The organism is Streptomyces sp. NPDC005181, assembly GCF_040608395.1.
Classification (GTDB): Bacteria; Actinomycetota; Actinomycetes; order Streptomycetales; family Streptomycetaceae; genus Streptomyces.
The window spans coordinates 1-25,642 of record NZ_JBEXID010000019.1 but is presented as its reverse complement, the minus strand read 5'-3'; the positions used below and the strand labels follow the sequence as shown (position 1 = coordinate 25,642).

Genomic DNA, 25,642 nt, shown 5'->3' with positions numbered 1-25,642 from the left:
GGTGTCCATAGGGCAGAGGCACTCGGCCAGCGGGCCGGGAGGCCCCGGGACATGCCGCGCCCCCTCTGCCTCGGGCCTGAGGGGGCGCGATGTGCAGGGCCGGCCGGGGCCGCCCGGTCAGACTCCGGCAGCCTTCCGGGCGATGTCCGTACGCAGCTGCGAGCCGTCGAGCCGGATCCGCGCGGCCGCCGCGTAGGCGCGCTCACGCGCGCTGGCGAGGTCCTCGCCGGTCGCGGTCACGGACAGCACGCGGCCGCCCGCACTGACGATCTCGTTGCCGTCGCGCCTGGTCCCGGCGTGCAGGACGTACGCATGCGGGGCATCCTGCGCCGCCACCTCGTCGAGGCCGTGGATCGGGTCACCCGTCCGCGGCGTGTCCGGGTAGTTGTGCGAGGCGATGACCACGGTGACCGCGGCGTCGTCGCGCCACTTGAGCGGGGGCAGCTCGTCGAGGGCGCCGTTGGCGGAGCCCAGCAGGACACCTGCCAGCGGGGTCTTCAGACGGGCCAGGACCACCTGGGTCTCCGGGTCGCCGAAGCGGGCGTTGAACTCGATGACACGGACGCCGCGCGAAGTGATCGCGAGACCCGCGTACAGCAGCCCGGAGAAGGGGGTGCCCCGGCGGCGGAGCTCGTCGACGGTCGGCTGGAGGACCGTCTCCATGACCTCGTCGACCAGCTTGGGGTCGGCCCACGGGAGCGGGGAGTACGCGCCCATGCCGCCGGTGTTCGGTCCCTCGTCGTTGTCGAGGGCCCGCTTGAAGTCCTGGGCGGGCTGGAGCGGCAGCACGGTCGTGCCGTCCGTGATCGCGAAAAGGCTCACCTCGGGGCCGTCGAGGAACTCCTCGATGACCACCCGGTCGCAGGCCAGGGCGTGGGCACGGGCCGCCTCGATGTCATCCGTGACGACGACGCCCTTGCCCGCGGCGAGGCCGTCGTCCTTGACGACGTACGGAGCACCGAAGGCGTCGAGGGCGGTGTCGATCTCGGCGGGGGTGGTGCAGACGTAGCTGCGGGCGGTGGGGACACCTGCCCCGGCCATCACGTCCTTGGCGAACGCCTTGGAGCCCTCCAGCTGGGCCGCCTCACCGGAGGGGCCGAAGCAGGGGATGCCCGCGGCGCGCACGGCGTCGGCGACCCCGGCGACGAGCGGTGCCTCCGGGCCGACGACCACCAGCTCGGCGCCCAGTTCAGTGGCGAGGCGCGCGACGGCGTCGCCGTCGAGCGCGTCGACCGGGTGCAGTTCGGCCACCTCTGCGATGCCGGCATTGCCGGGCGCGCAGTACAGAGCGGTGACGTCGGGGTCGAGGGAGAGAGAGCGGCACAGGGCGTGTTCGCGGGCGCCGCCGCCGATGACGAGGACCTTCACGGTGTGCAGCCTAACCGCCGGGGCGCGGCGGCCTTGACGGACGCCGCTCCGTGGACAGTCCCTGAGGCGTACCGCGGCCCTGCCCTGCCCGCGCTACTCGTTGGTGAACTCCTCGACGACCGTGGCCCCCAGCTCCCGGACGATCAGGTCATGGCCGGAAAGCGCCGAGTCGACCAGATCCGGGTCGTCCGCCTCCGGAGTGTCGTCCTCCGGGGCGACCGGACGCGGCGGCTCGGGGGCGGTGTGCGGCTGCGGGGCGGGTGCTGCGGCGGGGCCGGCGCCCGGCTGCTGATGCTGGGCCGGTGCGGGCCGGGACTCGTACGGCTGCGGGGCGGGCGCGGCCGGGCGCTGCGGAGCGGGCGGAGCGGACGGCCGGCCGCCGCCGGTCTGCGGGGGTTGTCCCGCGCCGCCCGACGGGTCGACGATCGCCTCGACCTTCCACTGCATGTTGAACTGCTCGGCGAGCGCCTGCTTCAGCACGTCCTCGCTGCCGCTGCTCGCGAAGTTGTCGCGGGCGCCGGCATTGAGGAAGCCGATCTGCAGCGTGGTGCCGTCGAACCCGGTGACCTGCGCGTTCTGGCTGAGCAGGATCCAGGTGAACCGGCGCCGGTTCTTCACGGCCTCCAGGATGTCCTGCCACATGTTCCGCACCTGCGCGGCGCCCTGCGCCATGCCCGGGCTCGGGGTCGGCTGGGGGGCACCGGGAGCGGAGGCCGCCGGGGCCGGGGCGGGGGCCGCAGAGGTGACGGGAGCCGGTGCCTGACCGGGGGCGGAGGCGGTGGGCCAGCCGCCGGGGCGGCGCCCGGACTCCGGCGCGGCCGCGGCGGGCCACGCCCCGGGACGCTGCCCACCCGCGGGAGCCTCGGCGGGCGGCTGCGGAGCGGGAGCGACAGGTGCGGCGGGAGCGGGGGGCGCAGCCGGGGCGGGCTGCGCAGGCGCGGCGTACGGCGCAGGCTGCACGGGCGCGGCGGGGGGCGCGGCCTCGGGAGCGTCCCCCCGCATAGCCGCCCGCGCCGCAGCCACCCCGCCACCCGGCGGGACCATGGCCGCAGGCTCATGCGCCTGCGGCCCCGCTACGTACCCCATGGCGGGGCCGGTCCCGGCGGCCGCGAAGGAGGCACCACGCTCCAGCCGGTCCAGCCGGGCCTGCAGCGAACGCTCGTCGTCGAAGGCTGCGGGCAGCAGCACGCGGGCGCAGATCAGCTCGACCTGGAGGCGCGGCGAGGTCGCCCCGCGCATCTCCGTGAGCCCCTCGTTGACCAGGTCGGCGGCGCGGCTCAGCTCGGCGGCGCCGAAGACGGACGCCTGGGCCTGCATCCGCTCCACCACATCGGCGGGTGCGTCGATGAGGCCCTTCTCGCCGGCGTCCGGCACTGCGGCCAGGATCACCAGGTCACGCAGCCGCTCCAGCAGATCGGCGACGAAGCGCCGCGGGTCGTTTCCGCCCTCGATCACCCGGTCCACGACCTCGAACGCCGCGGCCCCGTCGCCCGCCGCGAACGCGTCCACGATGGAGTCGAGCAGCGACCCGTCCGTATAACCGAGCAGCGAGGTCGCCATGGCATATGTCACACCGTCGTCGGCCGCGCCCGCCAGCAGCTGGTCCATCACGGACATCGAGTCACGCACGGATCCGGCGCCGGCCCGCACGACCAGCGGCAGCACGCCGTCCTCGACGTAGCTGTTCTCCTTGCCGCAGACCTCGGCGAGATATTCGCGCAGTGTCCCCGGCGGCACGAGGCGGAACGGGTAGTGGTGCGTACGCGACCGGATCGTGCCGATGACCTTCTCGGGCTCGGTGGTCGCAAAGATGAACTTGAGGTGCTCCGGCGGCTCCTCGACCACCTTCAGCAGGGCGTTGAACCCCGCCGATGTGACCATGTGCGCCTCGTCGATGATGTAGATCTTGTAACGACTCGACGCGGGCCCGAAGAATGCCTTCTCCCGCAGATCACGGGCGTCGTCCACGCCACCGTGCGATGCCGCGTCGATCTCGATGACATCGATCGACCCCGGCCCGTTGCGCGCGAGGTCCCGGCAGGACTGGCACTCCCCGCACGGCGTCGGCGTCGGCCCCTGCTCACAGTTCAGACAGCGGGCGAGGATGCGCGCGCTGGTCGTCTTCCCGCAGCCGCGCGGACCACTGAACAGGTACGCGTGATTGACCCGGTTGTTCCGCAGGGCCTGCTGCAGCGGGTCAGTGACATGCTCCTGCCCGATGACCTCGGCGAACGACTCGGGGCGGTAGCGGCGGTACAGCGCAAGGGACGACACACCTACGAGGTTATCGGGGCGGACTGACAACCGGCCCCGGACCGAGCACACCACCGAGGACCGGGCGGCCCCGCACCACCGGAAGACACCGGGAAATCGCACAGGCCCCCGGACACGCAAGGGCCCCCCACGCACCCGCCAGAGCCAACCTACCCTTGCTGCCTTCCGGCCCTGGGGGAGTTCAGTCAGATAGCGCCACGTGAGGGGCTGATGCCTACCTTAGCCGATCCCACCCCGGTCAAGTCCACCGGTCCGCCGTCCCGACCCCGCCCCGGGGAACGTGTTCGCGAGCACTCCTCAACGTCTTGTATTGTTTGCCGCGGAGGATTCGCCTAGTGGCCTAGGGCGCACGCTTGGAAAGCGTGTTGGGGGCAACCCCTCACGAGTTCGAATCTCGTATCCTCCGCCATTGCTCTCACCGGGCAATACGTCGAAGGGCCCCACCGCTTGCGGTGGGGCCCTTCGACGTACGTGGTTGCAGTTTTGGTTGCAGTTCCTGACTAACGCATGTTGAGGATGGACCTGCACACGTTGCAGTACATGGCGGCGTTCCGCCCGTAGCGCCGCATCATCTGGCCGCAACCGGCACACAGTCCGAGCTCCCACGGCGGGCATCCCAGCGCGGCGGAGGCGGCGGCACGCTCTACGTCCGTGATCTTGCTCGAGTCGCGGGAGCGCTGGACCGGCATGCGGGGCAACGTGAAGCCACCGGTCGGCTGATCGAGATCACGCAGAGGCCGGCCGTCGCTGACGAACCAGCCCTCTTCTCCCGCTCGGCAGGTGCGGTCGACCTCCTGCTCGGCGAAGGTGATCACGTCGTCCTCGTCTTCGACCGGGGACGCTGGGAAAGGATTCTTCTCGCCCACGAGCTCCTGCCACAATGTGCGGTCATCGACCGAGACCCACATGTGCCGGCCAGCGCGGCCGTTCCCTCGGCTGGGCACATAGACCGGGACGCTCTCACCCGTCGCACTTTGCAGAACCAGGTCCTCGATATGGACGGGCTTCCGCTCAGGAAGGCACAGCGCGGGCACAAACCAGTCCGCGTGGATCGCGCCACAATGACCGGCGCCCTCGCTGATCAGGCAGTGGCGCTCGCTGCTCGGTACGCACTTCCAGACTTCGAGGTGCCGATACCCGCCGCGGATCACCATCTCCTTACCGTCGGCGATGTCCTTCCACGGCATGTCGTCAACGCGCGCCCACGGCGCCCGGTCGATCAGGGAGGCCGTCCGGTCCTTCGCCACCCAGAGCGGGGTGATGCCGTGCTCCACAGCGTTGACCGAGCGCCGATGGACGCTGCTCGGGCTGAGGTGGTGGTACTGGATCTCCCAGCCGATCCTGAGACCGCCGGGACCGGTGACGACGGCGTCCGAGATGCTACGACGGTTGGCCATGGGAACCTCGGCCTCGGCATACAGGCCGTACTGCCCGGCGGTCTCGACGACCCGCTCCTTGGTGGCCTTATGTTGTGCGCTCTCGGCCGGGGTCGCCTTGTGCGTGATCGGCAGGTGCGAGGCGACGAGCGGTCGCCGGCCGCCCACGCGCCCTCGGCGGATGAACATCCAGGGCGACTTGCCGCCCGACTCGGACAGACACTCGCGCTGGTCGTGGTGGGCGAGGCATTCGAGCAGCTGCGGGTTGCGCTCGGAAACCCTAGCGGTGATCTCCTGGAGCAGATCGGGACGGTCCGGGTGACCGAGGTCGGGCCGGGACAGATTGATCTCTAAGCCGTATCCGGTGTGCCACACCCCATTTGCCATTCCTCCACCATAGGAAGGACCACTGACGCTCCAACAGGTCGCATGGTTAGCGGTGTTGGAAGTAGTCGCCCCTGCGCTACCGATTTGTCCGGGCACGAATCCAGCGGCCAGAACGGCCTTCGGACTCTCAGGTGGACAAGGCCCACGCGACAACTCGCCTCACGACTGCCCGAGTTGTGTGCGTACATGTCCGAAACTAGCCGCATTGGTTCAGCGAACGTGAGTAGGATCACGCTTCATCCGCGCGACCGGGTAGGACTGTCCGCAGTGTCTGGTCACCCGCTCCCCAGCCCCTGAAGGTGGATGGATGACGGCTCCCCAACTCGGAACGTTGCTCCTGCAGAACAGGTACGAAATCACCGCGGGTCCGCACATAGGTGACGGCGAATCCCAGGTCTGGGAAGCTTTCAGCGAGGGCTACACGTACCTGCTCAAGACGTGGACGTACGAGGGTGAGCAACCGGACAGGGTGCAGCGCGCCCTATGGGACCAGGAACTGCGCACCTTGTACAAGGTCGCAAGCAGCCCGAGGGCTGACGACGCGCTGGTCGCGCTGAAGGACGCCGGCCTCGACCGGGAACACAACTGTTTCGTCATGGTCCTAGAGGCACCGGGCTACGAACGCGTCGCCACCGCGCTGCGGCGCCGAGCACGCTACCCGTGGCTCTCGAACCGCGGGGCGACCTCACGCGAACAGTTGTGGAGCGGCTTGCGGCGCGTCGCCACAGGGCTGAACCTGTTGCACGAGCGCCAGGTCCTGCACCGGGGCGTGGACCTCGACTCCCTCTTCTTCGATGAAGACCTCGGTGCCGAATCCCTCCGGCTCGGTGGCTTCGAATGGTCCGTCAAACTAGGTCGTCCGGTAGGAGCCCAGCCTCCCGACGGCTGGCCAGTTCCACCGGAGCGCGCCACGGGAGGTGTGACTGCCTGGCGTCAGGACGACGACTGGTTCGCCTTCGGCATCCTCTGCGCTCGGCTACTCCTCGACCTCGAACGCCTCACGACCAATCCCCCGCCCGAGCGTCACGCACGAGTGCTCAAGACCATCGACACCTCCAAGAGCGAGCTGACCGAGGCCGAGCGCAAGCTGTTGCTGGACCTCGTCGCCGAAGACCCGCTGGAACGCCTGACCGCGCCGTACGACATCATCGGCCGGATCCAGGACATCACGCGGGCCCTGGCGAACCCCCTGCGCACCCAGCAGGAGGACGCGCAGTACGTCTTGGCCCTCGATCTGCGGCGGCTGGAGTTCATCGATCACCTGATGGACAGCGGGCTGCGTGACCACCTACGCCTCGATCCCATGGGGACTTTTATCCCTGGGGACCCGATCCATCGAAAGGAGGCATGCGAGTTCGTCCGCCAAGACCTGCAGAAACCTCTCCTGTACGCCGTTCCCAACAGGCCGTACTTCATCCTCGTCGGCGGCAGGCTCAGCCTGAGGATCACGGCGCACCGGGGGAAGGACGGCACGTCCAGCTGGCAAGTTGCGGACTGTCGGTCCGCCCAGCCACTGCTCTACAGCGAGGGTGACGATAGCTTCCGCGAACTCCCGCCCGGCCGCGTGTTCGCCTATGCCAGGGACGAGGTGGGCCGCGACCGTACGATCGCGCAGAACGCCACGTCGTGGGAGCCCGCACTGCCAAAGATCGACCGCAGCGCGCAGGTCTCACGCGAGCTCAGCCGCTTCCACGAGTTCGTCCGCGTGAGCAACCAGATCGAACTGCTCCTCCTCGACTCACAGATCTTCCCGTACGAAGTCGTCCGCGGCCCGTGGCAGGAGAACGGCGTGGAGCAGGCTGTGGTCAAGGAGCGCGCACGCCCCGAAGGACACGAGGTCTTCGAGCCGTTCCGCGTGGACTTGATCGACTTCCTGCAGAAGGAGGTACGGGGCAGCGACCGCAAGGTCATCCTGTCGGGAGCCCGCGACGGCGCCCGCCTGAAGCTCCCACCCCGGGACCCCCAGTCCGACGACGACGGCAACGTGTGGCAGGTCGACGACATGGACCAGGCGACCGAGTACGTCACACTCAGCCGTCCGGGCTTGAGTAAAAGCCGGGTGAAGTTGGAGAAGGAGGGGTTCCTCCGCAGCGCTGGCATGCCCGGTCAGATCAGTCTGTTCAGGCGCCGCAAGAAGGCCATCGACGCGCTCGACCAGCACGGATACCTCCTGCGCTCTCTGGCCACCCCGAGCCACGTCCGAATGGACACAGGCGCCTCCGAGCTCCCTGTCGAACTCGACCACGAACGGGTCGACGAGCCCAAACGGGCAAGTATCGAGGACATCCTCCGCGTACGGCCCATCTACACGCTGCAAGGGCCCCCCGGCACGGGCAAGACCACTCTCGTCGCCTGGCTGTTGCGCGAGATCCTGACGGAGGATCCCGTCGTCCAGGTCCTGGTCACTGCTCAGGCCCACGGAGCTGTCGATGTGCTCAGGTCGAAGGTGGGCGAGGCGTTCCAGGACGTACCCGAAGCTGACAGACCGCTGCAGATTCGACTGCGGGGCCCGCACAAGGCCGGCACCACATTGCCGGAGGATGGCGTCGAGGGCGTGGCCAGGCAGGTGCTCCAACGCAGCATCTCCCAGCTCGAAGCCATGAGCTCGCCCAGCAAGGTGCAGCTCACCTGGCTGGAGGATGCAAAGGCCATGGTCAGTGAGATCAACATGATGCAGGAGCAGGGAGATCTCGGACCGCGTTCGTCGGACTTCGTCGAACTGGTCAAACGCGGCGCGAATCTCACGTACTGCACTACCAGCGCCAGCGACTTGGTCGCCCTCGCCGCTGGTCAGGCGTTCGACTGGTCGATTGTCGAGGAGGCGGGCAAGGCGCACGCGTTCGACCTCGCGCTGCCACTGCAGGCAGGGCATCGCTGGCTGCTGATCGGTGACCACAAGCAGCTGGATCCTTACCGGTACGAGGACTACCACAAGGGAATCGACAAGCTGGATCCGGTGGCGCACATTCTCGGCCGTCTCAAAATGCGGGCGTCCGGCATGCTCGACCAGGATTGGCTCGATACGTGGGAGCGCCGCAGTCAGGCGGACCGGGACGAGTTCCGCGAGTACGCCAAGGAATGGCTGAAGACCTTCCACCGTCTGTACGAGTACTGCGCCGTGGCCACGGGCGCGGACCGTCTTGTCACGGACACCGAAGCGAAGGGGGCGTCCGCAGGGCAGTTGATCGGTCAGCACCGCATGCACCCGGATATCGGCCAGCTCATCTCCGAGGCGTATTACCAAGGTCGACTGATGAACCGCACCTTGAACAAGAAGGGCGAACCGGTCGAGCGGGTGCGTCACGGTTTCCACACCCCGAGCGGCATCCGTCACCGGGCTGTGGTCTGGCTCGATGTGCCGTGGTGCCGCAACGATGCCGCCACCCATGAGATCGGCCCGAACAACGGCCAGTCGAAGTACACCAATCCGATGGAAGCTCGCGCGCTCACCAACTTCCTCCGGACCCTGGGGCCCGACGGCGGATGCGAAGGCAAGCTCGCGGTACTCGCCCCGTACTCTCGGCAGGTGAGCCTGCTCAGCCAGCAGTTGCGGGGCACACCCCTGCCCTCCGGGCTGCAGGTCCAGCTCGGTCTCAAGGCCGAAGCAACCGACGGCAACCGGTTCCCCGCCCACACCGTGGACTCCTTCCAGGGCAACCAGGCGGACATCGTCGCCATCAGCCTGGTCCGCAACAACGAGAAGGAGATCGGCCACGGCCTGGGGTTCCTCGACGACCCGGGCCGGATGAACGTGCTCCTCTCGCGGGCGGAGCGCCTGCTGATCCTCGTCGGGTCCTGGGACTTCTTCTTCCACCAGGTGCAGGCAGTACGCCTCGAGGACGAGTCCCAGCCCCTGTGGTCCTTCAAGAAGATCGTCACCCTGCTCGACGAATGGTTCCTGGATGGCAGGGCTGTACGCATCCCGGCTGATCTCAGGGAGTACTCGTGATCGTCCTCGTACCTGTGCGCATGTTCAGCGTCAACTTCAGTGTGGCCCGGGGCCGCCCGTACAGCCGCCTGGAGCGGCGGGTTCTGGAGGAGATCGCCGCACAGGCTGGTGTCGCCCCTCACCAAGGCGCGACCCTGACCTCCCTGTGCGATACCTTCCGGGTCCACGAACGGCTGATGGTCGAAGCCGTGGTGACCCTGGTCGGTGCAGGATGGGTCGCTGTCACCAGCGGCCGGGAGGCTACTTTCGTCCTCACCGACGAAGGACAGCAGGCATGTTCTTCCGGAAAGGACCCGGCATCGGTCGTCGTTGCTCCGGCCGCGCCCTGCACGTTGGTCTTCGATTGCACGGCAGGGCAGCTGGCCAGGCGTGGTGAAGTGCAGACCGTCTCGAAGCAGGAGGCACGACCGGACCTCAACCCGGCCACCCCCTTGCGCATCGTGCGCAACGCGCTGGACGAGTCACAGATCCAGAAGCTACTGCCCCGAGCCAGCGGCGAGTGGGTGCGTAGCATCGGGCGGCCCAGACTCGTGACAGTCGATCGCTACCTCCCCGTACGCGTCGACCTCGCCGACCGGGCCATCACAGGGCTTCCCCGTGGCTGGCACCAGGCTCTGTCAGCCGAGATCCTGGCAACTGCGCAGACCAGGCAAGAGGAGTTGGAGAGTGCCCCGGACGTCCAACCGACCCCACAGGCAACCGGAGTGAAGGTGACCCCTTCGGTACAGGCCCGAATGCCGGCCGTCGGCCACGGGCACAGGCCGACACCACTGAGCATCCCAGGGCGGAAGTCTCCCACCGTCGCATTCGGGGCCGCAGCGGCACCCCAGACGGGTGTCACCTTCCCGTGGCTGGAAGGCTCCGATCCCTTCGGAAGCAGGGATGACGGTTCTCCGGACCAGTCGACCGAAGCGGCTTTGTTCGCGGAGTTGTCTGATGGGAAGGCCCACCAACTCCAGATCGCCGAGGCACTGGCCACGACGGCAAACCACGTCTTGATCGCTTCACCCACGGTGAATCTGGAGAGCCTGTCGAAGCTCGGCGACGCCATCCAGGCCGCAGTGGCGCGCGGGGTGCGCGTGGACGTCCTCTACGGTGAAACGGACGAGGGAACCAACCCCCAGGACGTCGTCAATCTGCTGCACCGGATCGGTTACCACGCCGCGGAACGTCTGGGCAGAGATCTCCTGAAGCCAGCCAAGGATCGGACGGGTAGCGGTGCGAGCCTCCTGATCTTCGACGGAAGGGGCGGAGCACTCGAAGCGGTCATCGGTAACTACGCGTGGGTCGGCTCACCCTGCTCAGGGAGGGCACGCTCCGTCCACGTAGGCGGAACCGAATTCATGGCCCAAGTGGCACGGGCAGCCGCAGGTCTGTGGACGTGGAGCGGTGATCCGGATTCCGCCGACCGCTGGCGCCGAGTGGCGGACCGCTGCCAGGACGACACCGCCGTCTCCGCGGCCCGGGGAGACCGTTTGAAGGATCAGGTCCTCGCCGAGCTGATCGTGGACGACGAACACGCCCAGGTCACGCAGAGCTCCGAAGACGGTTCCCTGCGAGTTGGCGGCACTTGCCGACACGAGAATGGGTTTGCAGCAGGCATCCGCGGAGTCTCGGTGGTGATCCGCCACCCGGTCACCTTGGCCATGCCGTAAAGATTGGCTCCGGCACCGCTGTGCCATCACGAAGGCATGAGGGCTCTGGCGGGGGACGACGGTCCGCAGAGGCGCGTTGAGCCCTGGGAACCAACTACGCCCTGGGAGAGCGCTGGAAGTACGCGGCACTCTCCCAGGCTCGATATTGGCCCGGCCTTCGTCACCACTCGTCGGTGTCGCCGTATTTCCCCGGATACCGCGCACGGTCCGCAGCCTGTGCGCACGCCTCGGCGAAGGCTCCCTCCACGGCTGCCTTGCCCGTGCCTCGCACCTGGGCCTCGACCTCTTGGCCCGGGCCGGGGCATCGAGCCGTGCGCCATGCGGAGAGGCGGTCTGTGTAGGCATTGACCTCAAACTCCCAGGCCGGCACCGACCACTGCGCCGGGAGCCCGGTCGCCGCTCGTTCCCCGCCGGGTAGGAAGATCGCTCGGGCGTGGAAGACCACAGCCCGCTCCGGCACGCGGTCGCGGATGGCGCTCGCGCCGCCGGGTCCCTGGTGTTCCCAGCGCCAGCGGTCCCATTCCTCGATCCCGGCCGTGCGGTCGGGCCAGTCCTCGCTCCACCGTGCGACGACCTCGTCGGCGTGCTCGCGGTGAAGGAAGGGAACCCGCCGGTCTCCAAGCCGGGCGACGTGCACCACAAGTTCGGCGGGGACGGGCCTCTGGCCAGCACCCAGCGCGGCACTTCCCGTGGTCTGGTCTGTCCCCCAGAGGAGGCCGCCAATCTTGTCGGCAGTGTCCTTGAGAACGCGGCTGGTCAGGTGCTGGTAGCGGCGACGCATCCGAGCCGATTTCCCGGGTTCCCATCCCATGATTCCGTCCACGACCGCATCGGAGACACCGAGGATCAACAGGACGGTCGCTGCGGTGTGGCGGGCGTCGTGGAGGCGGCCGTCACGAACTTCCGCCGCCTTCAGCAAGTCCTTCCACTTGTGGAAGTCCGTGTTCGGGTTCAGAGGCTCGCCGGTCGGCGAGGTAAAGACGTACCCCTTCTCCGTCCACAGATCGCGTGCGCGCTTCCGCTCGCGGTCCTGCTCCCCCTTGTGCTGGCGGAGTAGCTCCATCAGCTCACCCGGGACGCCGATGGGCCGCTGACCGGCGCGGGACTTCACGCTCTTGGTCTCGCGCCGGGTGTTGATCTTCTGGGGGCAGAAGCCGGGCTTGCGCCCACAGCGGTCGCCGCAGCCGTGCTGGTAGCGGGGCCGCAGCCGGCCTCGGCGTACGCGGATCACATCGAGTTCGAAGTCGACATCGCTCCATTGCAGGCCGAGGACCTCGCCCTGCCGCAGGCCGAGCGCCAGGGCGATGACCCAGCGTGCGGTGTTGCGGTGCTTGTTCGCTTCGGCGAGCAGGCGCTGGACCTCCTCGACCGAGTACGGCTCAACCTCCTCTTCTTCGACACGAGGGCCCTTGGCGATCGTGGCTGGGTTGACCGTGAGATGAACCCGGCGCACCGCCTCGTTGAGGGCGGTACGGACGGTCCGGTGACTCTGGTGGGCGGTGCCGGCGGCGCTTCCGTTGTCCTGCATCTTCTTGTAGAAGCGCTCCAGATGTTCGGGCTCCAGCTTCTCCAGGCGGTGGGCACCGAGGCCGGGTATGAGGTGGTGGTAGACCGCGACGCGGTAGCCGTCGATGGTGTTCTCGGAGACGTTCGGCGCGGCAATGTTCTCGACCCAGTGGACGAGCCAGGTCTCCACCGTCCAATTCTGGCCGGCCTTGCGGACAGCTCCCTTGTCCCTCTGACGCTCCAGCTCGCGAACGGCCTTGGTGACATCAGGGCGGGTCTTGCGGCTGATGTGCCTCCGGTCGGATGTGCCGTCATCCTTAGTGCCGACGGTGACGTATCCGTGCCAACGACCGTCCTTCCCACGAAAGATCGAAGAGGCACCGTTGGGCTGACGGCCCTTCGCCGTCGCGTCCCGCGTCATGCTGCAGCCCCGAAGTCGCTGGCCGTGAGCTGCCGGGCCAGAAACTCGTTCACCGCCTCCGCTGGGATGCGACGCAAGCTGCCGATCTTGACCGAGGCGATCTCGCCGGAGGTGACGTACTCGTACAGCTTCGTGCGGCCGATGCCGATGCGCCGCGCGGCTTCGGCAACGGTGAGGGCCACGAGAGTGGTGTCGCCTCCGGCTGGACGTCGTTCTGAGAGCAGCTTTCGCAGGTCGGCCTCGGAGACATCCAGCAGGTCGGCTATCTGGGCGAGCGGCAGTTCGGTTCGGGGCAAGGGAGAGTCCTCTCCTGGCAGGCCGTGGGACGGCGAATCCCGTTTGGCCGCCGAGTCGTTCAGGGATGGGCGTGAAGAGAAGGAGCCGGAGACGGCAGGAAACCCGCGCTGTTCGTAGCAGCGAGGGCCGAATCAGCTCTGTTCGGTCGGCGCGTCCATGCGCTCACCGAGGAAGCTGCGGAGCTGTGTCGGGGCGCCACGGTGATGATGGAACTCGCCCTTCGAGGCGATGGTCAGCTCGTGGGTCAGCAGAGCCTTGACCATGTCTTCCTGGTTGGGATTGGCGTCCGTGTACGCCGCGAGTTCGTCCTGGATCCGGCGCATGTCCTTGCCCAGGGCCCGCCATTCCGTCCATCTCGCGACGTAGTCGCCGACGAGACGACGGACCAGCGGGTTGGCGAGCTGGCCGGGGGGGCTGGTCAGCTCGTCGAAGGTCAGGTCAAAGACCTTGCAGAAGCCGAGCGCCTCATCGAGGTTGACCCGGCGGCGGGGCTTGCCGCTCTCGATGCGCCAGATCGCGGACTGGTTGACCGGGTGGCCGGCGTCTGCCATTCGCTCGGCCAGTGTGACCGTGCTCCAGCCGCGGGCCTCACGTTCGAGCTTGATGCGCTCCGCGACGTGATCTTCGGCCAGCGGCCGCTCCGGCCCCGCGCGGGAGGCGCCTTCGTCACTGCTCATCACTGCACCTCCTTGCCGGGGCCCGACGGACAGCCGGGGCGATGGTGAAAACTAAACACCATTCCGGAGCCGAATGCAACCGTTGCGCTTCCGAAAACGTCAGGTACTGTTGACGTCCGCCCTCGAACGGGGGCGAACGCAAAAAGCCCCCGACGCTACGAACGTCGGGGGCCAAGCATGAACTCTCGTAACCGCCCATCCCTGAACGATTGACCCGCGTGGCCTGGGATTCGCCGTCCCGTACGGCCCGCAAGTTGAGGAGCTCAATGTCCAGTATGGACGAACCCCGGCCGAACGCGCCACACCTCGCGGGAACCGGCCGCCAGCCCTCGCCGGGCGACCTCACCGCGGTTCCGCCGCACGACGTCGACGCCGAAGCCGCCGTGCTGGGGGCCTGCATGCACAAGGGCGAGGTGATCGACGAAGTGCGCCTGCTGCTCGACGCAGCCGATTTCTACCGCCCCGCGCACGAGACGGTCTGGCGCGCCATCCTCGCCCTGCACAGCGAGGACAATCCGACCGACCCCATCGTTCTGTCGCACCAGCTGCGCGCCCAGGACGACCTGGAGCGGGTCGGGGGTGTGGTGTACGTCCACCAAGCTCGCCGACGCCGTGCCCTCCGCCAGCAGCGCCACCTATTACGCGGGCATCGTGCGCACGATGGCCGACCTCAGGCGTTTGCGCGCTTCCGGCATCCGGACCGCTCAGCAGGCGATGGAGCCGGGCGCCGATCCGGATGCCATCCGCAGCGAGGTGGAGGCAGAGGTCCAGGCGGAGCGCGAGCGTGCGCTGGCCTCGGGACAGGGCCGACTCTCCCGGTTCATCACCGACGGATGGCGCTTCGTCACCGAGACCGGCACTGACACCGAACCTCTCTGGGGCACTCGGGAGCAGGCGGCCTGGTCGTCGGGAGAGAGCCTGATGATCGTCGGAGCGCCGGGAGTCGGGAAGACCACGCTGGCCCACCAGGTGATCCTCGCTCGTCTGGGCCTGTCGGACAGCGTCCTGGACATGCCTGTCGCACCGAGCCGGCGGGTGCTGTACCTCGCGCTGGACCGGTACAAGCAGATCGCCCGCGCCATGGCCCGCAGCGTCGGGCCCGAGCATGAGCAGCGCTTGCGCGACGGGCTCGCCGTCTGGCAGGGCCCCCTGCCCGCCAGTCTGGACAAGGAGCCCGACCTCCTCGCCGACCTCGCCGCAGCCCACCAGGCCGACACCATCGTGATCGACAGCCTCAAGGACGCGGTGAGCACGCTGGTCGACGACGCCCTCGGCGTCGCCTACAACAACGCCCGCCAGCGAGCTATCCGCAATGGCGTCGAGATCATGGAACTCCACCACCAGCGCAAGGCCACCGAGGGCGCTCCACGCGCCCAGAAACCCACCCTGGACCGCGTCTACGGCTCCACGTGGATCACCTCCGGCGCGGGCAGCGTTCTCTTCGTCTCCGGGGAGGCCGGCGACCTCGCTGTCACCCTGCACCACCTCAAAACCCCCACCGGCGAGATCGGCCCCCTCCAGGTCATCCACGACCACGAACGCGGCATCTCGACGCTCGACCCCGCCCTCGACCCGGTCGCCATCCTGCGACAGCGCCCCGACGGCCTGACCGTGCGCGAACTCGCCATGATCCAAAGCGGCCAGAACAACCCCGAGCGCTCGGCCACCGAGAAAGCCAGGCGCACCCTGGACCGACTCGTCAGGGCCGGACTCGCAGGCAAGGCCGAAGGCACCGCAGGCGGCACCGGAGGCGGCCAGCAAGCCCGCTACCGCGCCTCAGTCCGCCATATCGGCGCCGTCTCCTGACACAGCGCCGGACGCCGGGACCGTACACGAGGGCGTACACGCACCCCTCCCCCGCGCACCGGCCCACGCCTCACCGCAGGCGTACACGCCAAGACCAAAACCCCAGGTCAGACGATCACGCGATCGTTCACGCCGCACACGCACGCCAGCGTTCACGCATGAGCCCCCCTCTAGAAGGGGGCTCACGTGTACGCCCCCTGCGTGAACGCCGTGATCGCCTCCGCAGAACCACCCCGGAGAACCCGCATGACCACACCCGACACCCCTCATGACACCACCCAGCAAGGCCACGCGATGCCCCACGCCGAGCACGTCCAAGACGTGAAGCCACAAGCAACGGCCCAGCATGCGGCCGAGCGGTACGCCCTCGCCGCAGCCGGAACCGCCATCATCGCCCTCACCGCCGGCGGCTTCTGGCTCTCCTACGCACACCTCGCCCAAGTCGCCGGACAGCATGGCCTGGGAAGCTCCCCGGTCCGGCAATGGGCCTGGCCCGCGACCCTGGACGCCTTCATCGTCGCGGGCGAACTGCTCATGCTCCGCGCCGGCCTCCGCCGGGTGACCGACTGGTGGGCGGTCACCCTGACCGCTACCGGGTCGGTCGGATCCATTGGGCTCAACGTGGCCGGTGTCAGCGGCACGGGCAACGCGAGCGTCGTGCCCTTGCTCGACTACGTGGTCGCGGCGGTTCCCCCGACCGCAGCCCTGCTGGCCTTCGGCGTGCTGATGCGGCAGATCCACCAACTGGTCGACCGGCCCCTCGACCGCCCGGCACTCAATTCCGCCGAGGCACCGGAACCGCAGGCTACGCCATCCGAACGCATCGCCAATCCGCAGGCAACCGATTCCAGCCGAACGCCGCCGCCCCGGATTTCGGAGCGCCAGCCGCGCGGTGGGCGTCCGGTCAGCGCGACGGTGGAGGAACTGGTTGAGATCGGGCGGATCGCCGCGGCCGAACAGCGCAAGCTCACACGGGGCATCGTGCAACAGGCCATACGTGCCAAGGGACATACGGTCGGCGGCCAGAGGCTGACCGAAGTCATGGAAGTCCTCCGGTCGGAACCCGGCATCGGTCGGAACGTCGGCTGATCGCCCGCCATCCGGTGGCCGGAACTCCTACGGCCACCGGTCAAGCGGTCCCCGCCTCTCCGCCGCCATCACTCATCCACACTCCCGCAGTCGTAGCCGTGGCCTCCGCACGCCACCCACCCGGCCCACACCTTCCGGAGAGCTATCCGTGACCCACGACCCGAACCACACTGACGGCGCCATCGATGGGCCGCCGACACTGACGAAGTCGCCTACGCTGACAGAACGTTTGCGGCGGGCGTTCGGACGGACGGCTCCTGGCGGAGCCAGTAGTACCCCGAGTCCGACTCATGGCCGGTCTTCGGGGAGCTCCGCCCCGGGGGCGGCGGAGAGGGCCCAGCGCCAGGGGGCGCCGGACCAGGAGGCCGGGGCCGAGGGCGACCCCGACCAGGACGAGCTCCGTACCGTCCAGCAGCAGATCCTCCACCCCACGCCCACCGCCGAGCCGACGGCCGGCGAGCGAGACGTGCAGAGCATCCAGCCGGCGATCCGCCGCTTCACCGGCACCAAGCGAACCGTCCGCGTCGGCCCGCTGCGCTTCACCGCCGACGAGCACGCCGCCCTCCAGGAGGCCGCCGCCGAGCACGGCTACAAGGGCGAATCCGGCATTGCCGCCGACATCGTCCTGGCCTTCATCGACGGCCGCTTCACCGCGAACCTCCCCCTGTCCGAGGACCGACGCCGCATCCACATGTTCCGCGCCCAGGTGCTGCGCGCCCTCAACACCGGCGTCAACGTCAACCAGATCGCCCGCGCGCTCAACAGCGACTTCACGCCGCCCGACATCCGTCAGCGCCTCGACGAACTCCACCACCTGCTCGCCCTGATCGCCGAAGCCCTGCGCCGGCCCACTGACCCGACGGAGGTCTGACCGGATGATCGCCGCCATCAAACCGGCCGGGTCCAACACCCGCGGTCTGCTCGCCTACCTCTACGGTCCCGGCCGACACGACGAACACCTCGACCCGCACCTCGTCGCCGCCTTCGCCATGCTCGGCATGCCCGACCCCGGCCGCGACGAGAACGCCACCCTGACCGAACTCGGCCGCCACCTCGACGAGCCCGTACGCCTGCGCAACGGCGAGTTCGGCAAGCCTGTCACCGACCATGTCTGGCACTGCCCCGTCCGCGCCGCACCCGAAGACCGCTACCTCTCCGACACCGAGTGGGGAGAGTTCGCCCAGCGCATCGTCCAGGCAGCCGGCATCGCCCCCGCGGGTGACGATCTGGCCTGCCGCTGGATCGCCGTACGCCACGCCGACGACCACATCCACATCCTCGCGACCACCGTCCGCGAAGACGGCCGACGCCCCAAGCTCCACGACAGCGGCATCCGCGTCGGCGACGCCTGCCGGGAGATCGAGAAGGACTACGGGCTGCGCCGCCTGAAGAAGGGCGACCGCACCGGCACCCGGCGCCCCACCCAGGCCGAGATGCACAAAGCCGATCGCCTCGGCTGGGAGCAGACCAGCCGCGAGTGGCTCCAAGACCGCATCCGCTCCGCCCTCCCACACGCCACCAGCACCGAACAACTCCTCGCCTACCTCGAAGCCGACGACATCCTGGTCAAGCCCCGCCGAGGCCCCTCTGGAGACCTCCTCGGCTACGCCGTAGGCCGCCCCGGCGACCTGAACAAGGGCGGCGAGCAGATCTACCACCCCGGCGGGAAGATCGCCCCCGACCTGTCCCTGCCCAAGCTGAAGGCCCGCCTGGAGACCAGCGCCCCCGAGGAACACCCCACCGCCCGGCGCAACCAGCCCACTACTCCCTGGCATCGGGCGACCGAAGCCCTCGACACCCTCGGCGCAGGGACCGCCGACACGAGCGCCGAAGGGGACGCACGGACACAGGCGCACATCACCGCTCTGGGCGAACTGATCGAAGCCACCGCCCAGAAAGCCCCCGCCGGCCTCCGTGCCCAACTGCGTGCAGCCAGTGCGGCATTCGCCCGTGCACAGCGGTCACAGGTGCGGGCCGAGGACCGTACTGCCCATGCCCTGCGGACCGCGGCCCGCGACATCGCCCACACCGCCACCGGCCCCGACGGCAGTGCCCTCGCAGCGTTGACGGCTGCACTCGTCTGGGCCGCCATCCTCGCTGCACGCTGGCACGAGGCCAGGGGCCACGCCCACCAGGCCGACGCTGCCCGCCAAGCCGTCCAGTACCTCCAGTCAGCAGCCGACGCCGCGCTCGGTCCGACTCTCACCGAACTTGAAGCCCGGCGCCCTGATGAAGGGACCCGCCGCACTCTTGCCAACGACGTACGCGCAGCTGTCCCCGAACACGCCGAGCGGATCCTCGCCGACCCGGGCTGGCCCGGGCTTACCACTGTCCTCGCCGACGCCGAAGCGAGCGGCCACAAACCCCACCAGCTCCTCAAGGAAGCCGCAGCCCAACGTGAACTGGCCACCGCCCGCCAACCGGCCCGCGTCCTGATCACCCGCATCCAGCACACCAGCCGCAACCCCACACCCAATCGCCGCGCCGAGGCAGCCCGGCTGCGAAGCATCAGCGCATCGGCCTTGGGCGCCCCTTCCCCCGCCGCCCAGCCGAGGACAACCGCAGCGCCCACGAGCCAGCCGAGCCGCCACCGACGCTGACCCGACAGGAGAGTCAGATCCCCAGAGACCGCCAGCAGCGTCAGCGAGGGTCTCCTCAGGACGCCCGTGAGCCCCGGAAGCGTAGATTCGCATCAGAGAGAGGCCTGAATATCAACGGCTGGGCCGGCCACCACGCATGGTGACCGGCCCAGCCGTTGATACGCCCACTGTCCGTTCTCGGCCTCACTCCCGCCGGAACATGCTGCCCCGCGCGCGATGCCTTCCAACGCGGCGTCCCTCAGGCTGCTCGGTCGTAGAAGCCTTGCTAACAAGCGCCCGGCGAGTCGGTTCATCGTGAAGGAGGAGAGACTGCCAGACCTGCTCCTGCAAGGCGCGGATGCACGGGCCGCAGGCGAACATCGCCGCCTGGGCACCCGCCACACTCACGGGGCCGATCCATAGAACACGGGTCCATCGCTGGCCGCAGTAGAGCCAGCAGACGCCGTCAGTCCATGTATTGCCGTCGTCAGTGTCTGCCACGGCGGGCAGGCCGCCGCGGGCGAACTCGGCGATGCCGGGTATGACCCGAGGCGTCACGGCCAGTTCTATAAACACAGCTCGGTCCCCAAGATCACTCGCTCGGGACAGCTGCCCTGGCCGAAGCCTGCTTGTCGGCGTCGGCGAAGAGGAGCGTGGGCTCGGCCAGGATGTCCCTGCCGGCCTCGCTCTTGTAGATCTCATCGACGCTGCCGAACCGTGCCTCGGTGTAGTCGAGGTCGAGCAGGGCGGCTGCCTGGCGGACCGATGCCTCGTCGGGTCCCTCGATCTCGACGAAGGTGGGGAGGTCCGGCCAGGTGTCGAAGTCGAATGCGACTTCACCCAGGCGCCACTCCTCCCGATAGTTCTCCTGGTAGCGCACCTCGCGCAGGCCGACGTTGCGGAGGATCTCGGCCATGGCGTGCAGGTCCGACACCTCGGTCTCGATCTCGGTGGTGCCGTCGATCGTCGTGGAGTCGGTGACCTGCTTCAGCGTGAGCGTGGAGCGGGTGGCCTCGTCCCTCAGGCGGACCCAGGCACCGCCTTCGAGGGCGTCGTTCTCGAAAATCTTCCGGGTGAGGAGGGTGCGCGGAAATGCCTGGACGGCTCCGAGCGCCGTCAGTTTGGCCTGGAGGCCGTCGACGTCGACGGCGAGGAACTTGGCCTCGTACTCGTGCTTCATATGTCCTTCTTCCCGTAGCTCTAGGAGGGGGTGGACGCACGGGCGGCGAGGAGGAGGCCCATGCGGTGGTTGTGGTCCTGCAGCTGTCCGACGTGCGCCTGCTCGGTGAACTCGTTGGTCCGCAGGGTGAGCAGGACGTCCCAGTCCCCGATGAAGTAACGCCGCAGCTTCTCGGGGGATGTGTAGTGCTCAAGCACGTGGTGGCGTTGCGTGAGGGGCATCATGAACTCCGCGCCGAACAGACCGCCGGGCCGGACCAGGCTCTGCATGCGGTCGACGAACTCGCCCAACGGCCGGTGGTGGTTGGCACTGTAATGCCACGAGCAGCTCGTCCAGACGGCATCACAGGGGGCGGTGATGGGTTCGGAGGCGAGGAAGTCCTCCTCCACGACCTGGACACGGTCGTGAAGCCCTTCCTGCTTCAGCCGCTCGATCATGCCCATCGCGTGACCGGTTCTGTCACCCGGAAGTTGGACCTCGCCGCCGTGGAGGGCGAGCGGGTCGCGCTCGATGGCGACGACCCGGTAGCCGGCCGCGGCCAGCGGTACGACGAGTCTGCCGTCGCTCGCGCCGATGACCGTCACGGTGGAGTCAGGCTCCGTACGCTCCTTCAGCGCGGCGAGGAACTGAGGGAAGAAGGTGAGGGTGTGTCGCCACATGCTGGGTGTCTGCACTGGCTTGCTCTCCTTGCGGGTCGGTGCTCAGGACGGCTCGGAGGACCTCGTCAGGGGTGAGACCGGTGGTGTTCACGCGGTGCATCGGGAACGAGGCGTAGGCGTCGGTGATCTTGTCTGCGGTGATCTCGGCGAGGGCGTCCCACCGCGAGACAGGCTTGTCACGCCTGGCGAGTCGGCGCTGACGCTCACTCTCCGCGCAGGCGAGGTAGTAGGTGACGGGACGCGGGATGCCCGGCGGCAGGGATACGGAGAGGTTGGCTCCGAAAGCGCGGTGGTTGGCCAGGCAGCGTGCGAAGTAACTTTCGACCACCACCGGGATGCCGGCGGACAGGTACCGCTGGATCTGATCGGTGGCAGTGAACAGGGCCGAGAGGTAGAAGCACATGCGTGCCTCTGCGTTTCCCAGCCGGTCGACCTCCTGCCGCAGTGCCTGGTAGGTGGGCGGCACGGTCGGGACCAGTACCGCGCCACGGGCAGCCGCGAGCATGGGGGCGAGGGTAGATTTGCCGGTGCCGCGGAGTCCTTCGACGCTCTCGAACGACGCCGGGTCAGACACGTCCGTACACCACGTCCGGCACCGCGAGAGTGAGTTCGTCGGTGGCGGACGGCCGGTGGTCGATGTGGCCGGCGAGCTTGTCGTACCAGAAGGCGTGCGAGTCCTTGCCGACAGCCTTGCAGGACATGGTGAGCGCGCCGCGCGGGTCAGCTTCGATCCGCTCGATCTCCACAGGGCCCCCGGCGGGGAGGCAGGCGTCCGGCGCACCGAGCTCGGACAGGTCCTCGTCGAGGATCACCTCGATGTCCAGCTCGGCCGAGGCCAAGCGCTCCCGCAGACGGGTGTAGGCCGTGGCGTCGTTGACGAGGAGCTCGGGGTGATCCGCTGCGTTGCCGACCGGCCGGAGACAGTGGAGTTTCAGCTGCTCCACCCCGTAGTGCCGCAGTGTGCGGGCAAGCGGCAGGACCTCGTCGATGTTGCGTGAGGTGACCGTCATGGTCGCGCCGGCACGGACGCCGAGCTGCTGCGCGATTTCGAGTGCGCTCAGGGCACTTCGGTAGCTTCCGAACTTGCGGATCTTGTCGTTGGTCGTGCCGATGCCCTCCAGCGATACCCGGAGCAAGTCCAGGTCGGGAGCGATCTCGGTCAGCCGGCGCTCGATCCGGTAGCCGTTGGTGCAGATCTCGACCTGCATGCCCAGGTCCCGCTTGGCGTACCGGACGACCTGGGCGAGGTCTCGGTAGACGAACGGCTCGCCGCCCAGCAGTGTGACGGCCTCGGTGCCGTACGCGTCGCGCATCAGCGTGAGGAGGTTGACCGCCTCGTCCGTGGTGAAGGCGTCGGCGTGCTGGAGCCGTTTGCCGTGGAAGCAGTGCAGGCATTCGAAGTTGCAGCGGTAGAGCAACTGCAGGTACAGCATCCGGATCCTGCGGATCCCGGTGACATCGCTGATCACGAGGGTCTCCTTCGGGGCGCTTGCCTGGTGGGAGACCTGATATTGGCGGGACAGGTACGGACCTCGTCACCGCGTATCGGGACGCTCCGAGGACGTCCCGGGACGTTTTCAGCGTGCGGAGAGCGCGTCCAAGATCGCGAGCACACGGCCGGTGTCCGTCAGATCGGGCAGGACCGTATGGGCGCCGGCGTCTGCCAGCTCTTGGGCGCCGTGGACGCCGGAGGCGACCGCGATGATCTCGGAGCCCGTGGAGAGTGCGGCCTCCACATCCCTCGGGGTATCCCCGACAAGCACGACGGGCACGCCATCCGGGGCGCCCCGCAGCCGCTGGGCACGCTCCCGGGCTACAGCGACCAGGTCGGGGCGCTGGAGGGCATCGGCCCCGTAGGCGCCCACCGGCAGATCGAGGAGGGGGTCAAGGCCGAAGGCCGCGACCTTCACGCGGGCGTTGTCCGTGATATTGCCTGTGAGTACCGACGACACCCAACTGCTGCGCACGGAAACCTCCTTCAGGACCTCCCGCACGCCGGGCAGGGCTGTCCCCCGGCGGCTGAGGTCCTGGAGACGCACCTCACCTGCGCCGGACAGCGCCCCCTCGATAGCGGTCCAGTCCGGCTCGACCAGGCCGTTCCGCTCGAACATGTCGCGCATGATCAGCCGGTCCGTGCGTCCTTCCGTCCGTGCCGGCCCCGCGGGCGCCCTTCCCGCCAGGACCGTGAAGGCGGCGGCGTAGATCTCCTTGCTGACCCCGGCGTTCTCGATGAGGGTGTGGTCGATGTCCCACAGGACGATGAGCTCCATGCATCCAGCGTAAATACATCGGTCATGGCCCCCTTCCTTCTGGGGAACGTCCCGAAACGTCCTTGCCGCTCCTGACCGTCTCAGCTTGTATGGCGCCTGTGAACGAGCGATTGCACTCCGTGCTCGCCCAGCGCGGCATCCCACCTGAATCACTCGCCGAAGTCTGCGAGGTGGACCCCAAGACCGTTGGTCGGTGGCTCGGCGGGCGCGTTCCCCATCCTCGTCACCGCTTCCGCGTCGCCAAACACTTACGGGTCGAGGAGCTGTTCCTCTGGCCGACACCGGCGCCGAGCACGCCGCAGCAGCTCACCGGTTCAGGTCAGGAGCTGGTCGGGACCTACCAGAACCGGGCGAGCGTCCCGCGCGACACATGGCTGTCGCTGCTCAACGGCGCCCAGGAGCAGATCAGCGTCCTCGTCTTCTCCGGCACCTTCTTCGCCCAGTCAAACCCGCACGTCGCCAAGATGCTCGCCGAACGCGCATCAACCGGGGTGCGAGTGCGGCTCTGCTTCGGCGACTCGAAGGGCCGGGCCGCAGCAATCCGGGGCCACGAAGAGGGAATCGGCGACACACTCGCCGCCAAGATCCGTGCCTCCCTGACCTACTACCGGCCCCTGCTGTCCGAGACCGGATGCGAGGTGAGACTGCACGACACCACGCTCTACACCTCCATGTTCCGGTACGACGATGATCTCCTGATCAACCCGCACGTCTGGGGTCAGCCGGCCAGTGCCAACCCTCTCCTCCATCTCCGCAGAGCAGACACGGCGGGCTGGTTCGACAACTACGCTCAGAGTTTCGAAGCTGTCTGGGCCACCGCACGGCCCTGGACACCCGACCAGAAGGGGCCTTCGCCGCATGGGCAGGACTGAGTACTACAACGACCCCAAGGCCCCCAAGGCGAACACGCTCATCCCCGCCAACAACCTGCTCGTCATCGACGACAACGGCGCCATACTCCTCCAGCGCCGCCGGGACACCGGCCAGTGGGCCCTGCCTGGGGGAGCCCAGGACATCGGCGAGACGGCCGCCGAGTGCGCCGTGCGCGAATGCCTGGAAGAGACCGGGATCATCGCCGAGGTCACGGGGTTCCTGGGGGTCTACACGAACCCGAACCACATCGTGGCCTACACTGACGGCGAGATCCGCCAGCAGTACGAGAACACATACATCGGCCGGCCGGTGGGCGGCGAGCCCACGATCAACGACGAAGCCGACGGCGTCCGCTACGTCCAGCCGAGCGACCTGGACCAGTACGACATCCACCCCAGCATGCGCCAGCAGATCGGCGACTACCTTGCCGGCACGTACCCCTACCTGGGCTGAGCCGCCAAAGCCGCCTCCACCCGACTCACGGCCGCGAGGATGTCCGGCGATGCGCGACGGATGAACCGCCCCACCAGGCTGTCTGCACCGTAGCGATCCATGATCTCCTCCAGCCGATCCTCGGCAGACGTGCCCTTCCCGTCAGGCGTCGTCGTCATGTCGCAATACACCAAGGCATCCACGAGCCGGTGGTCGTCGAGCAGCGGAAATTCGGCTTCCAGATCGCCCCGTAGCCCGCGCTCCTCCGCCTCCAGCAACGCCAACGAGTGGTTTGCCACCAACCGCACCAGCCGCTCATCCGCAGCATGGTCGTCACGAAGAAACCGGGCACCATCCAGCGGATGAAAGCCTGTCGCTGCCAGCCGCGGTGCGTAGCCCACGTCGTGAAGCACGGCGGCAGAAGCCAGCAGGTCCGCGTCACCACCCAGGAGTTCAGTCAGCTCGGCCGCGCGCCGCGCAACCCCTTGCGAGTGCATCCATCGACGAGGAAGGGACTCACGCAGCTCCGCCTCGGCCACCGAACATGCCCACTTCGCCATCGATCGGTTCATGCTCATTACGTGCCCCAGCGGAATTAAGGCCGAACCCACCCTGCGTCTGCTGTTGAGCGGCACGCCCATGCGCCTCGGACCGGCCGAGGCACAGGTCGGCAGTCACGTCCGCTGGCTTGCCGAGACTCTGCTGGCTTGGGCAGCCAGGGCAGCGATCCTGCACGGCGATGGGCACGAGTACTACAGCAGCAGATCTTGAGTGAGTGATCGTTCTTGGACGGCGTGTTTCCAGGGACGGAGTCGTGCGGGGAGTGGGTCGTCGCGGCGGCGGT

The 25,642-nt window shown here is 68.4% G+C and carries 21 protein-coding genes, 1 tRNA gene, 1 other RNA gene and 1 pseudogene; 11 read left to right on the top strand and 13 right to left on the bottom strand.

The window, feature by feature from the left end; all coding sequences use genetic code 11:
- Positions 1–117: 117 nt before the first annotated feature.
- The 3 genes from purD to ffs all read right to left on the bottom strand — a co-directional run bounded on the left by purD (position 118) and on the right by ffs (position 3,854).
- On the bottom strand, positions 118–1,368 hold the full coding sequence (gene purD, locus ABZV38_RS15245; RefSeq protein ID WP_356327279.1) for a phosphoribosylamine--glycine ligase: 1,251 nt from the start codon (positions 1,366–1,368) through the stop codon (positions 118–120).
- 93 nt (positions 1,369–1,461) lie between these two features.
- Positions 1,462–3,642, bottom strand: coding sequence for a DNA polymerase III subunit gamma and tau (locus tag ABZV38_RS15240; RefSeq protein ID WP_356327278.1), 2,181 nt, complete (start codon positions 3,640–3,642; stop codon positions 1,462–1,464).
- Between the two features lie 115 nt (positions 3,643–3,757).
- Positions 3,758–3,854, bottom strand: an RNA gene (ffs, locus tag ABZV38_RS15235) — signal recognition particle sRNA small type.
- A gap of 109 nt (positions 3,855–3,963) precedes the next feature.
- On the opposite strand from ffs, the gene ABZV38_RS15230 reads away from it, so the two are divergent.
- Positions 3,964–4,051 (top strand) — tRNA-Ser (locus tag ABZV38_RS15230).
- A gap of 91 nt (positions 4,052–4,142) precedes the next feature.
- Here the strand turns inward: ABZV38_RS15230 and ABZV38_RS15225 are convergent.
- Entirely contained in the window at positions 4,143–5,405 is a 1,263-nt protein-coding gene (locus tag ABZV38_RS15225) for a hypothetical protein (protein ID WP_356327277.1), read from the bottom strand.
- 307 nt (positions 5,406–5,712) lie between these two features.
- Between ABZV38_RS15225 and ABZV38_RS15220 the strand changes: the two genes are divergently transcribed.
- Positions 5,713–9,354: an AAA domain-containing protein gene (locus ABZV38_RS15220; RefSeq protein ID WP_356327276.1), complete on the top strand. Its 3,642-nt coding sequence runs from the start codon at positions 5,713–5,715 to the stop codon at positions 9,352–9,354.
- A gap of 440 nt (positions 9,355–9,794) precedes the next feature.
- Positions 9,795–11,009 carry a hypothetical protein gene (locus ABZV38_RS15215; RefSeq protein ID WP_356327275.1) on the top strand — a complete coding sequence of 405 codons (1,215 nt, stop codon included), beginning with the start codon at positions 9,795–9,797 and terminating at the stop codon, positions 11,007–11,009.
- Positions 11,010–11,169: 160 nt separating this feature from the next.
- Here ABZV38_RS15215 and ABZV38_RS15210 read toward each other — a convergent pair whose 3' ends face one another.
- The 3 genes from ABZV38_RS15210 to ABZV38_RS15200 form a co-directional block, all read right to left on the bottom strand.
- The gene (locus tag ABZV38_RS15210; protein ID WP_356327273.1) at positions 11,170–12,936 is read right to left on the bottom strand and encodes a tyrosine-type recombinase/integrase; all 1,767 of its coding nucleotides are present in this window, start codon (positions 12,934–12,936) and stop codon (positions 11,170–11,172) included.
- The gene (locus ABZV38_RS15205; RefSeq protein WP_356327272.1) at positions 12,933–13,232 is read right to left on the bottom strand and encodes a helix-turn-helix domain-containing protein; all 300 of its coding nucleotides are present in this window, start codon (positions 13,230–13,232) and stop codon (positions 12,933–12,935) included. Before ABZV38_RS15205 ends, ABZV38_RS15210 begins: the two co-directional genes overlap by 4 nt.
- 132 nt (positions 13,233–13,364) lie before the next feature.
- Positions 13,365–13,910 (bottom strand): helix-turn-helix transcriptional regulator, encoded by a 546-nt coding sequence (locus ABZV38_RS15200; protein ID WP_356327271.1) that lies wholly within the window; start codon positions 13,908–13,910, stop codon positions 13,365–13,367.
- A 266-nt stretch (positions 13,911–14,176) separates the two neighbouring features.
- Between ABZV38_RS15200 and ABZV38_RS15195 the strand changes: the two are divergent.
- From ABZV38_RS15195 to ABZV38_RS15175, 5 genes and pseudogenes are all read left to right on the top strand, one after another.
- Positions 14,177–14,449: pseudogene (locus ABZV38_RS15195) on the top strand (DnaB-like helicase N-terminal domain-containing protein); the annotation flags it as partial.
- Positions 14,450–14,522: 73 nt separating this feature from the next.
- Positions 14,523–15,716 carry an AAA family ATPase gene (locus ABZV38_RS15190; protein ID WP_356327270.1) on the top strand — a complete coding sequence of 398 codons (1,194 nt, stop codon included), beginning with the start codon at positions 14,523–14,525 and terminating at the stop codon, positions 15,714–15,716.
- 294 nt (positions 15,717–16,010) lie between these two features.
- Complete coding sequence (locus ABZV38_RS15185) at positions 16,011–16,805, top strand: DUF2637 domain-containing protein (RefSeq protein WP_356327336.1); 795 nt, start codon at positions 16,011–16,013, stop codon at positions 16,803–16,805.
- Positions 16,806–17,034: 229 nt separating this feature from the next.
- Complete coding sequence (locus ABZV38_RS15180; protein ID WP_356327269.1) at positions 17,035–17,676, top strand: plasmid mobilization relaxosome protein MobC; 642 nt, start codon at positions 17,035–17,037, stop codon at positions 17,674–17,676.
- A gap of 4 nt (positions 17,677–17,680) precedes the next feature.
- Entirely contained in the window at positions 17,681–19,405 is a 1,725-nt protein-coding gene (locus tag ABZV38_RS15175; RefSeq protein WP_356327268.1) for a mobilization protein, read from the top strand.
- Positions 19,406–19,976: 571 nt separating this feature from the next.
- Here the strand turns inward: ABZV38_RS15175 and ABZV38_RS15170 are convergent.
- From ABZV38_RS15170 to ABZV38_RS15150, 5 genes are all read right to left on the bottom strand, one after another.
- Positions 19,977–20,564 (bottom strand): CYTH domain-containing protein, encoded by a 588-nt coding sequence (locus ABZV38_RS15170; protein ID WP_353786714.1) that lies wholly within the window; start codon positions 20,562–20,564, stop codon positions 19,977–19,979.
- 20 nt (positions 20,565–20,584) lie between these two features.
- Entirely contained in the window at positions 20,585–21,238 is a 654-nt protein-coding gene (locus ABZV38_RS15165) for a class I SAM-dependent methyltransferase (RefSeq protein ID WP_356327267.1), read from the bottom strand.
- Positions 21,156–21,797 carry a hypothetical protein gene (locus ABZV38_RS15160; RefSeq protein WP_356327266.1) on the bottom strand — a complete coding sequence of 214 codons (642 nt, stop codon included), beginning with the start codon at positions 21,795–21,797 and terminating at the stop codon, positions 21,156–21,158. The genes ABZV38_RS15165 and ABZV38_RS15160 overlap by 83 nt, the downstream gene beginning before the upstream one ends.
- Complete coding sequence (locus tag ABZV38_RS15155) at positions 21,790–22,692, bottom strand: radical SAM protein (protein ID WP_356327265.1); 903 nt, start codon at positions 22,690–22,692, stop codon at positions 21,790–21,792. Before ABZV38_RS15155 ends, ABZV38_RS15160 begins: the two co-directional genes overlap by 8 nt.
- A gap of 108 nt (positions 22,693–22,800) precedes the next feature.
- Positions 22,801–23,493 (bottom strand): haloacid dehalogenase-like hydrolase, encoded by a 693-nt coding sequence (locus tag ABZV38_RS15150; RefSeq protein ID WP_356327263.1) that lies wholly within the window; start codon positions 23,491–23,493, stop codon positions 22,801–22,803.
- Positions 23,494–23,591: 98 nt separating this feature from the next.
- Between ABZV38_RS15150 and ABZV38_RS15145 the strand changes: the two genes are divergently transcribed.
- Both ABZV38_RS15145 and ABZV38_RS15140 read left to right on the top strand, forming a co-directional pair.
- Entirely contained in the window at positions 23,592–24,365 is a 774-nt protein-coding gene (locus ABZV38_RS15145; protein WP_356327262.1) for an XRE family transcriptional regulator, read from the top strand.
- The gene (locus ABZV38_RS15140) at positions 24,352–24,819 is read left to right on the top strand and encodes an NUDIX domain-containing protein (protein ID WP_356327261.1); all 468 of its coding nucleotides are present in this window, start codon (positions 24,352–24,354) and stop codon (positions 24,817–24,819) included. Before ABZV38_RS15145 ends, ABZV38_RS15140 begins: the two co-directional genes overlap by 14 nt.
- Here the strand turns inward: ABZV38_RS15140 and ABZV38_RS15135 are convergent.
- Positions 24,807–25,370, bottom strand: coding sequence for an HD domain-containing protein (locus tag ABZV38_RS15135; RefSeq protein WP_356327260.1), 564 nt, complete (start codon positions 25,368–25,370; stop codon positions 24,807–24,809). The two genes, ABZV38_RS15140 and ABZV38_RS15135, sit on opposite strands and share 13 nt — an antisense overlap.
- On the opposite strand from ABZV38_RS15135, the gene ABZV38_RS15130 reads away from it, so the two are divergent.
- Entirely contained in the window at positions 25,369–25,569 is a 201-nt protein-coding gene (locus ABZV38_RS15130; RefSeq protein WP_356327259.1) for a hypothetical protein, read from the top strand. The two genes, ABZV38_RS15135 and ABZV38_RS15130, sit on opposite strands and share 2 nt — an antisense overlap.
- Positions 25,570–25,642 lie beyond the last annotated feature (73 nt).